The organism is Agreia sp. (genome assembly GCF_964263775.1).
In the GTDB taxonomy this organism is placed as follows: Bacteria; Actinomycetota; Actinomycetes; order Actinomycetales; family Microbacteriaceae; genus Agreia.
Genome location: NZ_CAXVWM010000201.1, coordinates 1 through 12,312 on the forward strand (window position 1 = coordinate 1; position 12,312 = coordinate 12,312).

The following is a 12,312-nucleotide window of genomic DNA, read 5'->3' on the forward strand; positions in this document are numbered from 1 at the left end:
ACGCGGGCCTTCTTGCTGGTGCTTCTGCCAGCGGGCGAACAACTCGTCGAGCGTGCTCGTCACCTGCTTCCACTGCGCCTTGGCGGGATCCTCGGCAGCCAGGGCCTCGATCTGCGTGACGATCGCAGTGCGATATTCGACGGCTTCGGCCAGTTGAGCCTTCGCTTCGGCCGTCTGCTGTTCGTTGAGTGCCCCGAGAGTTTCCGTGAGGGCGGCGAGACGTGTCGAGAGGGCCTCGAGGTTGCCCAGCGCGTTCGCGCTCGAGACGACCTCGCTCAGAGCCTTGACCGCTTTCCCGATATCGGCGGCGGACGCGCCCCGTTTGGCGCGTTGTTCGAGCAGGGTCACCTGGCCGGCCAGATCTGTGTATTTTCGTTCGAAGTAGCCCAGGGCCTCTTCGGCCGTGCCATCGGGATACTGCCCGATCACACGCTCGCCGGACGCTTCGCGGAGATAGACCGTTCCGGTCTCATCTACGCGCCCAAATGGATGCTCAGCACTACTGGTCACGAAAATCACCCTGTCGACGTTGTTCGGAATGCGCCAGTGAAGCCTATTGCACGGGGGCCGGAGGTTACTGAACCGCGATAGAGCCGATGGTAACGGCAATCGCAGGCTTGCCGTCGGCCGAGCCGTCTGCCGTGCCCGCGTCGACGACGCCCGCCTTCAGCGCGTCGAGGCCGCTCGTCACGTTTCCCAGCACCGTGTAGCCGCCCGCGGTATCCGAGGGGATCGTGGTGTCTTCGTAGACGATGAAGAACTGGCTTCCCATGCTGGAGCCGTTCTGTCCCTGGCGCGCCATCGCAATGGTTCCCGCGGGGTAGACGTCGCCCTCCGGAGCGTTCTCGATGGGGCCGAAGCTGTAGCCCGGACCCCCCGAGCCGTCGCCGTTGGGGTCGCCGCACTGCAGCACTCCGAACCCGGGAGACGTCGTGAGCCTGTGGCAGGTGAGCCCGTTGTAGAAACCGTCCTGGGCCAGCGTGACGAAATTGGCGACGCCCTGCGGCGCCGCGGCGCCGTCGAGCGTGATCGCCACGGGGATGTCGTTGATCGTCAACTCCCCGGTCCAGTCGCGGGCCTCGGCGAGGGCCGGGTCGGGCACATCCGCCGAATTCGGGGTGGATGTCGGTGCGGGCGTGTCTGTGGATGCCGCGGTCGAACTGGGCGACGGCGTGGGCGTTCCCGGGCCCCCGGAGAAGTAGAAGACCTGGGCGACGACGGCCGCGGCGATGACGACGACGGCCACGATGACGGCCAGCACGTTGTCGCGTCGGCGGCGCGCGATCTTCGATGCATGCATCGTCTGGCGTGCCTGGTAGTCGCGCAGACGCTGGCGTGCAGCGCGGGCCTCTCGGTCCTGGTTCCTCGGTGCCACAAATCCTCCATCACCCGACGGATCGGGCAAAAACTCGGTTGACGGGTACGGCGGGCCCGCCTCACACGCGCGAATCCCACCTGAACTTTACGGGCCACCGGGCCTTGTTCCCAACCCCGCGTGCCCGGGGCGGTGTCGGATGCTGCCGGTAGCCTTGGACGATGGTCTCCTCCCAGCCGGGTCTGCACAGCGGATCGGTCCCTCTCGCCGTGCGCATGCGGCCTCGCTCGCTCGACGAGGTGGCCGGGCAGAAGCACCTGCTGCGCCCGGGTTCGCCGCTGGTCAACCTCGCCTCCGACACCGAGGGCACCCAGGGGTCGGTCTCGGTCATCCTCTGGGGTCCGCCCGGCACGGGCAAGACCACGCTGGCCCAAGCGATCGCGCACAGTTCCGGTCGCAAGTTCGTCGAGCTCTCCGCCGTGACGGCGGGCGTCAAAGACGTTCGCCAGGTGATGGAAGAGGCCTTCCGCAGCCGCGACCTCTATGGGCTGTCGACCGTGCTCTTCCTCGATGAGATCCATCGCTTCACGAAGGCACAGCAAGACGCTCTTCTGCCGGGTGTCGAGAACGGCTGGGTGATCCTGGTGGCCGCCACAACCGAGAATCCCTCGTTCTCGGTCATCTCACCGCTGTTGTCGAGGTCACTGCTGCTCACACTCGAGCAGCTCAGCGACGACGACCTCGGCATCGTCGTCGATCGCGCCGTGTCGGATGCCCGCGGGCTCGACGGTCGCGTGCGTCTCGATCCCGACGCCCGATCCGCGATCGTGCGCCTCGCATCCGGTGACGCCCGGCGGGCCCTCACAGCCCTCGAGGCGTCGGCGGGTTCCATCCTCGCGTCATCGACGGGGCCCGACGGCACGGTCGACGAGGCGCCGCTGATCACCGAGGAGACCGTCGCGCAGGCCGTCGACCGCGCGCTTTTGCGCTACGACCGCAACGGCGACGAGCACTACGACGTCATCAGCGCATTCATCAAGTCGATTCGAGGATCCGACGTCGACGCGTCGGTGCACTATCTCGCCCGAATGATCGAGGCGGGAGAGGATCCCCGCTTCATCTGCCGCAGGCTCATCGTCTCCGCCTCCGAAGACATCGGCATGGCAGACCCCCAGGCGCTCGTGATCGCCGTGGCCGCCGCCGACGCGGTGCAGTTCATCGGAATGCCCGAGGGGCGCATCCCGCTTGCCGAGGCCACCGTCTACCTGGCGACCGCGCCCAAGTCGAACGCGTCGTACGTGGCGATCGACCAGGCGATCGGCGACATCCGGGCCGGCAAGTTCGGTCGCGTGCCGAAGCATCTGCGCGACGCGCACTACCCGGGGGCGAAGAGGCTGGGGCACGGCACGGGCTACTCGTATCCGCACGACGACGACAGGGGGGTCCTGGCGCAGCAGTACCTGCCCGACGAACTCGGCCGCACCGAGTACTACCGCCCTACCGAGCACGGCAACGAGCGAGACGTGTCGGCCCGGCTTGCGAAGATCCGCCAGATCATCCGCGGCACCTAGACCTCACTCCGCCGGTGCCCGCGCCCTCATCGAGAACTCGCACCACCTGTGGTAGTCTCGATACGCCTGTTCCGGGTGGCTTTCGTGCGGCTGCGAAATCCATCTCGTGAATTCGATCGTGATTCTGTAGCCGAACCGATCTCGGCACTACCCCCTCATTTTCTCCGCGCGCAGGTGTGATTCGTGTGAAATCAGACCGGGTGGCGGTGTGTTCTCCGCGCGTCCAGGCACTCTGTTCTCGCCTCATCCAGCACGACGATTCACTGAAAGGATGTACATGTCTACCAAGTCACGTACACGCAGCAAGACCCGCCTCTCGCGAGCCCTCGGCATCGCCCTGACCCCGAAGGCCGCCCGGTACCTCGAGAAGCGTCCCTACGCTCCGGGAGAGCACGGCCGCACCAAGCGCAAGACCGACTCCGACTATGCCGTGCGCCTGCGCGAGAAGCAGCGTCTGCGCGCCCAGTACGGCATCCGCGAGGCCCAGCTGAAGATCATCTTCGAAGAGGCTCGCCGCGCCAAGGGCCTCACCGGTGAGAACCTGGTCGAGCTGCTCGAGATGCGTCTCGACGCGCTCGTCGTGCGCTCGGGTCTCGCCCGCACCACGGCGCAGGCCCGCCAGCTCGTCGTGCACCGTCACATCCTCGTCGACGGCCAGCTGGTCGACCGTCCCTCCTTCCGCGTGAAGCCGGGACAGCTCATCCACGTCAAGCCCAAGAGCGAGGGAACCGAGCCGTTCCAGGTCGCCGCCGCCGGCGGACACCTCGACGTGCTTCCCAAGGTTCCGGGTTACCTCGAGGTCGAGATCGACAAGCTCCAGGTGCGCCTGCTCCGTCGTCCGCTTCGCGCCGAGGTCCCCGTGACCTGCGAAGTGCAGCTCGTCGTCGAGTACTACGCCGCACGCTGATTTCACCGCGTGCCCATTGGGTACGCTGAGGCGGGTCACCGATTTTCGGTGGCCCGCCTTTCTTCGTTCACAACAAGCGCGACACACACAGGAGGTTTTCTATGTCAGGTGGAGACATCGCCGGACTCATCGCGGCCGGAGTCTTCGCGATCCTCGTGGCGTTCCTCGCCCTTCCGCTCATCAAGCTGGGCGGCGTCTTCGACGAGACACGCGCTGCGATCAAAGAGCTGAGCGACAACGTCACACCGATTCTCGAGGAGTCGACCGTGACGATCCAGGAGGCGAACAAGCAGATCGCCCGGGTCGACACGATCACAAAGAACGTGGCCGAGGTCACGGGCAATGTCACCAGCCTGGTCGCCCTCTTCGCAGCGTCCGTCGGAGGGCCGCTCATCAAGATCGCCGGATTCAGCGCCGCCGTCCGTGCGGGCATCCTGAGCTTCCGGGGCCCCAAGAACGCCGCCGTGTCGTCGTCGCGCCGCCGCACGACGAAGTAGTCGATTCGTGGAATTCCTCCTCATCGTTCTGGCCATCGGCCTCGCCGTGGGCCTGTTCTTCATCGTGCGCTCGACGGTGCGTTACATCCGCTACTCGGACGCGTCGGCCGATCCCGACGTGGGCGTGAACCCGCAGGCCGACTACATCTTCGGCCGCGTGGGCGCCCAAGGAACCTCGGTTCCTCGCGAACCCGCAACGATTGTCGTCGATCGCCCGATCCAGGATGACGTGACGCCCGCCGTAGCGCCGATGGAGGTGGGGACCGTCTTCGGAAACCCGGGAGGGCGGCATCCGGTGACCCGGCACGACATTCCCGACACTCTTCGGCTCACGCTGCCCGAGCTGCTGCAGGGGCTGAGACGCGACCTCGTCGACGGCGAGGAGGCATGCAGCATCGTCGCGGCAGGCAAGACGACGTCTACGGATGCCCGGCTCGACTCGGCCGCGCGCGTCGCCGCACTGCGCGACGACGTCACGGCCCTCAGGGCAGTTCTCGACGACAGCGCCGGGGGAGAGATCGACGACGCCGTGCTCGACCAGGCCTGGATCTTCGTGGTGCTCAACCGCGTCGCCGTGTCGTGGGAGAGCTATACGAATCCCCGTGACGTGCTCGCGGCGTCTGTTCGGCAGTTCGAATGGCTCGATGCCGAACTCTCCGCGTGGTTGACGATTCTCGACGACGAATCGACCGACGCCGCCCTCGACGCCACCTGGCGGCAGCGGCTCGATGACGACGTGGCCAGACGGTCGACGGCCTTCGCAGTGCGGGGCGACTAAACTCGGATGACCGCTTCCCACTGTCTCGAGGAGAGAACAATGAAGAGAATTTCGTGGCTCGTACTCGGCGTCGCCATCGGTTTCGTTGTCGCCCACCAGGTGAACCAGACCTCCGAGGGCAAGAAGTTCTTCTCCGACCTCGACACGCGAAGCAAGGGATTCACCGAGTCGATCGTCGACGGATACCGTGAGAGGGAGTCGGAACTTCGCGCCGTACTCTCCAATACGGGCAATGCCGCCGCCGAGAACGGCAAGTAGTACCTCTTTCCCCTTCCGTGTCTGCGGCTGCGACGAGCGCAGCCCGATGCGCTGAACGCTACGGAACCCATGAACACCGCCGACATCCGCCAACGCTGGCTCACCTTCTTCGCCGACAAAGGACACACGGTCGTTCCCTCGGCCTCGCTCGTCAGCGACGACCCCACCCTGCTCTTCACGGTCGCGGGCATGGTGCCGTTCATCCCGTACCTCACCGGCCTCGTACCCGCGCCGTACCCGCGCGCGACGAGCGTGCAGAAGTGCATCCGCACCCTCGACATCGAAGAGGTCGGCAAGACCACACGCCACGGCACGTTCTTTCAGATGAACGGCAACTTCTCGTTCGGCGACTACTTCAAGGAGCAGGCGATCCGCTACGCCTGGGAACTCCTCGTGACGCCCGAGGCCGACGGAGGCCTCGGCTTCGACGAGAAAGACCTCTGGGTGACCGTCTACGAAGACGACGACGAGGCGATCGAGTACTGGAAGAAGGTCGCCGGCCTGCCTGACGAGCGCATCCAGCGCCTCGGCATGGACTCGAACTACTGGTCGACCGGCCAACCGGGCCCCGCCGGTCCCTGCTCCGAGATCTTCTACGACCGCGGGCCGGCTTACGGACGCGAAGGCGGGCCCGCGGCAGACGACGACCGCTACATCGAGATCTGGAATCTCGTTTTCATGCAGTACCTGCGGGGCGAGGGCACGGGCAAGAACGACTTCGAGATCCTCGGCGATCTTCCCAGCCGCAACATCGACACGGGCATGGGCCTCGAGCGGGTGGCGTTTCTCAAACAGGGTGTCGAGAACCTCTACGAGATCGACCAGGTGCGCCCCGTGCTCGACACGGCCTCGGTCATCTCCGGTCGCCGCTACGGCGCCGACCACGAAGACGACGTGCGGATGCGCGTGGTCGCCGACCACGTGCGCAGTGCGCTCATGCTCATGTCCGACGGTGTAATGCCGTCGAACGAGGGCCGGGGGTACATTCTTCGTCGCCTGCTGCGCCGATCGGTGCGGTCGATGCGCCTCCTCGGCGTCGACACCGCGGTCTTTCCCGAGCTGTTCCCGGCCTCGCGCGACGCGATGAAGGCCGCCTACCCCGAAGTCGAGACCGACTTCGACCGCATCTCGCGCACGGCGTATGCCGAAGAGGAGTCGTTCCTCCGCACGCTCAGCGGGGGAATCGACATCCTCGACCTCGCGGTGACCTCGGCGAAAGGCAGGGGTGCGAAGACCCTCGCGGGCGACACGGCGTTCCAGCTGCACGACACCTACGGGTTCCCGATCGACCTCACCATGGAGATGGCCGAGGAGGCGGGGCTCGCCGTCGATCGCGTCGCCTTCGAGTCGCTCATGAGCGAGCAGAAGCAGCGTGCCAAGGCCGATTCGAAAGCCAAGAAGCTCGGCATCACCGATCTCGGCGTCTACAGCCAATTCCGTGCCGTCGGAGAGACCACGTTCCTCGGCTACGACGAACTGGTCACCGAGTCGAAGATCCTCGGGCTCATCATCGACGGGGCGTCGGTGACGAGCGCCGTCGCCGGCGAAACGCTCGAGGTGATCCTCGCCGAGACGACCCTGTATGCCGAGTCGGGCGGACAGGAGGCCGACTCGGGAGTGATCCGCGGCGACGGGTTCGAGCTCGAAGTACTCGACGTGCAGAAGCCCATCAAGGGGCTCATCAGCCATCGCGTCCATGTCACGAGCGGCCAGGTCTCTGTCGACGACACGGCCACCACGGTCGTCGACCCGGAATGGCGGAGAGGCGCCACCCAGGCGCACTCGGGCACGCACCTCGTGCACGCCGCCCTGCGCCAGACCCTCGGCCCGCAGGCGCACCAGTCGGGCTCGTACAACAAGGCCGGCTACCTTCGACTCGACTTCTCGTGGAACCAGCCCCTGTCGACAGAGACCCGCTCCGAAATCGAGGAGATCTCCAACCTCGCGATCCGCAGCGACCTCGAGGTCGTCACCCGCGAGCTTCCCCTCGACGAGGCGAAGGCACTGGGCGCCATGGCCCTGTTCGGCGAGAAGTACGGCGACGTCGTTCGCGTCGTCGACATCGGGGGGCCCTGGTCTCGTGAGCTCTGTGCCGGAACGCACGTGCAGCACAGCTCCGAGATCGGTTTGATCAACATCCTCGGAGAATCGTCGATCGGCTCCACCAACCGCCGGGTCGAGTCCCTCGTCGGCATCGAGGCATTCCGCCAATTCGCCGCCGAGCGCAGCGTCGTCACTCAGTTGGCGGCCACGCTCAAGGCCCCGCGCGACGACGTGCCCGCACGCATCCACGATCTCGTCGCGAATCTCAAGGCGGCGGAGAAGAAGCTCGCGGCATATGAGGCGAGCGCACTGAGTGCCCGAGTCCCCGCCCTCATCGACACGGCGCGCACCGCCGGCGAACTCCGCTTGGTGGCGACCGATGCGGGCGCTCTTTCGTCGGCGGACGACCTCCGCGCACTGGTCATCGGCGTTCGGGAGCGGCTGGGAACGGGCTCCGCCGTCGTCGCACTTGCGGCCGTCGTGGCAGACAAGCCCGTCGTCATCGTCGCGACCAACGCGGCGGCTCGCGCGCTCGGCCACCGGGCGGGGGCTCTTGCCAAGCAGGCCGCATCCATTCTGGGCGGCGGCGGCGGCGGCAAGGACGACCTCGCCCAGGGTGGCGGCACGCTCGTCACGGCCATCGACAGCGCTCTCGCGGCGGTGTCGCAGACGGTCCTGGGCTGATCGAGTGAGATCGGGTGTGCGCCTCGGCGTCGACGTGGGCAGGGCGCGCATCGGCGTCGCGCGCAGCGATCTTCACGGCATGCTGGCGACGCCGGTGGAGACCGTCGCACGGGCGACCGACGGCACCGCCGACATCGATCGACTCGCCGAGATCTGCGGCGAACTCGACTGCACCGAGATCGTCGTCGGCCTGCCCCTCTCGCTCTCGGGCGGCAGCACGCCGTCGACCGACGACGCGGTCTCGTTCGCTCAACGCGTCGCAGCAGCGACGGCGATACCCGTGCGGATGATCGACGAGAGGCTCACGACCGTCTCGGCGCAGGCCGCCCTGCACACCTCCGGTCGCGCGGTGAAGGGATCGCGTCCGGTGATCGACCAGATCGCCGCGGTTATACTCTTGCAGCATGCCCTCGACTCTGAGGCGTCCACGGGAAATCCTCCCGGAATCGCCGCATCCGAGTTGGGACCCGAATCCACAGGGGGATTACCGTGACTGACCGTCAGCCACCAGAAGACCACCCGTTCTCCGAGTTTTTGCGCGAGCCCGCTTCGACGTCGAAGCCCGCGGCCCAGCCTCCATCGCGCAGGGCGATGCGCGAAACGCAGGAGACCGTGCAGCACTCGGCGAAGCCGCCGCGCCGGCGCCGGCGCCGAGCCCTCACCGCGGTCATCGTCACCGTGGTCATCCTCGGGCTCGTCGCGGGTGCGGGTGCGTTCGTCTACTCGACGTTCGAGCCCCAGATCAGCGCGATGCTCAGCCCGCAGCCGTCCGACGACTACAGTGGCGACGGCTCGGGCGAGGTCATGGTCATGATCGCCGACGGGGAGTTCGGAGACGCGATCGGCGTGAAGCTCCAGGAGGCCGGTGTCGTCAAGGACTCGGCGACGTTCTATTCACTGCTGCTCAAAGAAGATCCCCAACCCGTCTTCCAGACCGGCACGTTCAAGCTCGCTGCGAAGATGAGCTCGAAGTCCGCACTCGCGGCGCTGCTCGATCCGGCCAACAAGGTCGACTTCACCGTGACGGTTCCCGAGGGAACCACCGCGTCGGGCATCTACGAGTCGCTCGCAGACGTGACGGGGCGCCCATTCGACGAGTTCAAGGCTGCCGGTGCAGACTTCGCGTCGCTCGGAGTGCCCGCCGACGCGCCCAGCATCGAAGGCTTCCTGTTTCCGGCGACGTACGAGTTCCAGCCGGGCCAGACCGCCGCCGAGATGCTCAAGACGATGGTGGACCGCACCTACGAGGCGCTCGACGCCGCCGGGGTCGCCGTCGACCAACGCACGTACGTGCTCACGCTCGCCGGGCTCATCCAGAGCGAGTCCGGAAGCACGGAGGACATGTACAAGGTGTCGCGCGTCTTTCAGAATCGCATTGCCGACGGCATGAACCTCCAGTCGGACGCCACCGTCCGGTATGGTGCGGGCGGCGGCGAGGTGGATACCACCGAGGCCGAACGCGAAGACGCGTCGAACCTGTACAACACCTACGCGAACCCGGGCCTGCCCGTGGGCCCGATCTCCAATCCGGGCGACGACGCCATCGATGCGGCCCTCCACCCGGCCGAGGGAGAATGGCGGTACTTCGTCACCGTGAACCTCGACACCGGCGAGACGGTCTTCTCCGTCACGCAGGATGAGCACGACGCCGCTGTCGAGCAGTACCAAGCCAACCACTAGATGCGATGAACGAGCCACGCGTGCCCGCGTCGGCCAGACGTCTCGCCGTCTTGGGGTCGCCGATCGAGCACTCCCTGTCACCACGTCTTCATAGGGCCGCGTACTCCGTCCTCGGACTCGACTGGCGCTACGACGCCGTCGAGGTTCCGGAGAGCGGATTGTCGTCGTTCGTCTCCGGCCGGGATGACACGTGGCTCGGCCTGTCGCTCACCATGCCGCTCAAGCACGGCATCCGGCCCCTGCTCGATCATCGCGACGAGCTGAGCATCCTCGCCGGGTCGACGAACACCGTTCGGTTCAGGGGAACGGCCGGCGACCGGCGACTCGACGGATTCAACACCGACGTCGGCGGAATCGTGCGCGCCCTCGCGGAACGGTCGATCGTGTCGGCCCGCCACGTGGCCGTTCTGGGCGGAGGCGCGACGGCCGCATCAGCGATCGTCGCCGCGGCCCAGCTCGGCGCAGAGCACGTGAGCGTGCTGACGAGGAGCCCGGAGAGGGCCGAGGGGCTGCGGCCCATCGCGCAGAGATCCGGCACGACGATCACGCTGCTTCCGCTCACGGTGGCGTCGCTCGACATCGTCGACGCATTGCTCGTCATCTCCACCCTGCCCGGTGCTACAGGGGCCGCGGCCGTCGTGCAGGAGAGTTCGCTCGCCTCCCGAAGCGATCTCCTCGATGTCGCCTATCACCCCTGGCCGAGCGAGCTCGGCACGATCTGGGCGCGGTACGACCGCACGGTCGTCTCCGGCCTCCGCATGCTCATCCATCAGGCCCTTCTCCAGATCCGCATCTTCGTCACCGGCGACCCCGCGTTATCGCTGCCCGATGAGCCCGCCGTGCTGGCCGCCATGGAGTCGTCGCTCGACACGACCGACGAGCAGCACGCGCGATAGCGCCCGCCCGAGGTCGCACGCGATCTATGGGAGGATCGGATGTCGGCTGTCTGCACACCGAACCGTCCGCCCGCCGGCCACCGGCGATCGTCCTGCCGCCTGAAGGAACAGCTTTCTTATGCTTCGTTGGATCACCGCCGGAGAATCGCACGGCCCCGAACTCATCGCCACCATCGAAGGCCTGCCCGCGGGCGTGCCCGTTCTGATCGACGACATTCGTGCCGACCTGGCCCGCCGCAAGCTCGGCTACGGCCGCGGGGCACGAATGAAATTCGAACAAGACGACCTGACGATCTCTGCCGGCGTACGCCACGGCTACTCGCTCGGCAGCCCCGTGGCGATCCGCATCGGCAATACCGAGTGGCCCAAGTGGGTCGACGTGATGAGCCCCGAGCCCGTCGATGCCGAGAAGGTCGATCGCGGGCGCGGTGCGCCGCTCACCCGCCCCCGTCCGGGACACGCCGACCTGGTGGGCATGCAGAAGTACGGGTTCGACGAGGCGCGTCCTGTACTCGAGCGTGCGAGCGCCCGGGAGACCGCGGCGCGTGTCGCCCTGGGCGCCGTAGCCAAGAGCTTTCTGTCCCGCCTCGGCATATCGCTGGTCAGCCACACGCTGTCGATCGGTCCTGTCCGAGTTCCCGAGTCGAGTCGCCTTCCTGTGCCGCGCGATGTCGCCGCATTGGATGCCGACCCGCTGCGCTGCTTCGATGAAGCAACCAGTGCCTTGATGGTCGCCGAGGTCGATGCGGCGCACAAAGACGGCGACACCCTCGGGGGCGTCGTCGAAGTCCTGGCCTACGGAGTGCCTCCGGGACTCGGCTCCTACGTGCACTGGGACAGGCGTCTCGATTCGGCACTGGCCGCGGCCCTCATGGGCATCCAGGCGATCAAGGGCGTCGAGGTCGGAGACGGCTTCCTCACCACCACGCGCCGGGGTTCGGATGCCCACGACGAGCTCGTGCAGGCAGACGGCCGCATCACGCGGCTCAGCGACAAGGCCGGTGGCACCGAGGGCGGCATGAGCACGGGAACGGTGCTGCGCGTGCGCGCCGGCATGAAGCCGATCGCCACCATCCCGCACGCCCTGCGCACCGTCGACGTCGCCACCGGCGAGGCCGCGGCCGCTCATCACCAGCGTTCCGACGTCTGCGCGGTGCCGGCTGCCGGAGTCGTGGCCGAGGCCATGGTCGCGCTCGTCCTGGCGAACTCCGTGCTCGAGAAGTTCGGAGGCGACTCCCTGCCCGAGACGAAGCGCAACCTCGAGTCGTATCTCACGCACATCCCCGAGCGTCTCACATCCGCCGGCGTCACCGGCACCGACTAGGGCTGCACCTCGATGCTCATCGTGCTGATCGGTGCGCCCGCGTCTGGAAAGTCGCGAATCGGCAAGAAGCTCGCCCGCATTCTCGGCGTGCCGTTCATCGACACCGACACCGAGATCGTGCGTCAGCACGGTCCCATCCCCGAGATCTTCGCCGCGCACGGCGAGCCTCATTTCAGGTCGCTCGAACGCGTCGCGGTCGAGCACGCCCTGGCTGCTGACGGCGTGGTCGCATTCGGCGGCGGGGCGGTGCTCGACCCGCGAACCCAGGCCGACCTCGCTCCTCTTACGGTCGTGCTCCTCACTGTCGAGGCATCGGCCGTCACGGCACGGCTGTCGAAAGGCAAGAGACCGCTCGTGTC

Annotated in this window: 13 protein-coding genes; 11 read left to right on the plus strand and 2 right to left on the minus strand. The window is 67.0% G+C overall.

Annotated features, from left to right (window positions below; translation table 11 throughout):
• Together ACE5CZ_RS14290 and ACE5CZ_RS14295 are read right to left on the minus strand one after the other, a co-directional pair.
• Positions 1 to 510: DUF349 domain-containing protein (locus ACE5CZ_RS14290; protein WP_374947996.1), on the minus strand; the 510-nt coding region annotated here is incomplete at its 3' end.
• Positions 511 to 574: 64 nt separating this feature from the next.
• Positions 575 to 1,375: a peptidylprolyl isomerase gene (locus ACE5CZ_RS14295; RefSeq protein ID WP_374947997.1), complete on the minus strand. Its 801-nt coding sequence runs from the start codon at positions 1,373 to 1,375 to the stop codon at positions 575 to 577.
• A 161-nt stretch (positions 1,376 to 1,536) separates the two neighbouring features.
• Here ACE5CZ_RS14295 and ACE5CZ_RS14300 point away from each other — a divergent pair, with 161 nt between their 5' ends.
• From ACE5CZ_RS14300 to ACE5CZ_RS14350, 11 genes are all read left to right on the plus strand, one after another.
• Complete coding sequence (locus ACE5CZ_RS14300; protein ID WP_374947998.1) at positions 1,537 to 2,886, plus strand: replication-associated recombination protein A; 1,350 nt, start codon at positions 1,537 to 1,539, stop codon at positions 2,884 to 2,886.
• A gap of 277 nt (positions 2,887 to 3,163) precedes the next feature.
• On the plus strand, positions 3,164 to 3,793 hold the full coding sequence (rpsD, locus tag ACE5CZ_RS14305; RefSeq protein WP_374947999.1) for a 30S ribosomal protein S4: 630 nt from the start codon (positions 3,164 to 3,166) through the stop codon (positions 3,791 to 3,793).
• Positions 3,794 to 3,894: 101 nt separating this feature from the next.
• Positions 3,895 to 4,290, plus strand: a complete 396-nt coding sequence (locus tag ACE5CZ_RS14310; protein WP_374948000.1) for a DUF948 domain-containing protein — start codon at positions 3,895 to 3,897, stop codon at positions 4,288 to 4,290.
• Between the two features lie 7 nt (positions 4,291 to 4,297).
• Positions 4,298 to 5,068, plus strand: coding sequence for a hypothetical protein (locus ACE5CZ_RS14315; protein ID WP_374948001.1), 771 nt, complete (start codon positions 4,298 to 4,300; stop codon positions 5,066 to 5,068).
• Between the two features lie 39 nt (positions 5,069 to 5,107).
• Positions 5,108 to 5,326, plus strand: a complete 219-nt coding sequence (locus tag ACE5CZ_RS14320; protein ID WP_374948002.1) for a hypothetical protein — start codon at positions 5,108 to 5,110, stop codon at positions 5,324 to 5,326.
• A gap of 69 nt (positions 5,327 to 5,395) precedes the next feature.
• Positions 5,396 to 8,053, plus strand: coding sequence for an alanine--tRNA ligase (alaS, locus tag ACE5CZ_RS14325; protein ID WP_374948003.1), 2,658 nt, complete (start codon positions 5,396 to 5,398; stop codon positions 8,051 to 8,053).
• 4 nt (positions 8,054 to 8,057) lie between these two features.
• A complete protein-coding gene (gene ruvX / locus ACE5CZ_RS14330) occupies positions 8,058 to 8,546 on the plus strand; it encodes a Holliday junction resolvase RuvX (protein ID WP_374948004.1) in 489 nt (162 codons plus the stop codon).
• Positions 8,543 to 9,733, plus strand: coding sequence for an endolytic transglycosylase MltG (gene mltG / locus ACE5CZ_RS14335; RefSeq protein WP_374948005.1), 1,191 nt, complete (start codon positions 8,543 to 8,545; stop codon positions 9,731 to 9,733). Before ruvX ends, mltG begins: the two co-directional genes overlap by 4 nt.
• Positions 9,734 to 9,738: 5 nt before the next feature.
• Positions 9,739 to 10,629, plus strand: a complete 891-nt coding sequence (locus ACE5CZ_RS14340) for a shikimate dehydrogenase family protein (RefSeq protein WP_374948006.1) — start codon at positions 9,739 to 9,741, stop codon at positions 10,627 to 10,629.
• 118 nt (positions 10,630 to 10,747) lie between these two features.
• On the plus strand, positions 10,748 to 11,953 hold the full coding sequence (gene aroC / locus ACE5CZ_RS14345) for a chorismate synthase (protein WP_374948007.1): 1,206 nt from the start codon (positions 10,748 to 10,750) through the stop codon (positions 11,951 to 11,953).
• 12 nt (positions 11,954 to 11,965) lie between these two features.
• Positions 11,966 to 12,312, plus strand: a 347-nt coding sequence (locus ACE5CZ_RS14350; RefSeq protein WP_374948008.1) for a shikimate kinase, incomplete at its 3' end; no start/stop codon positions are given.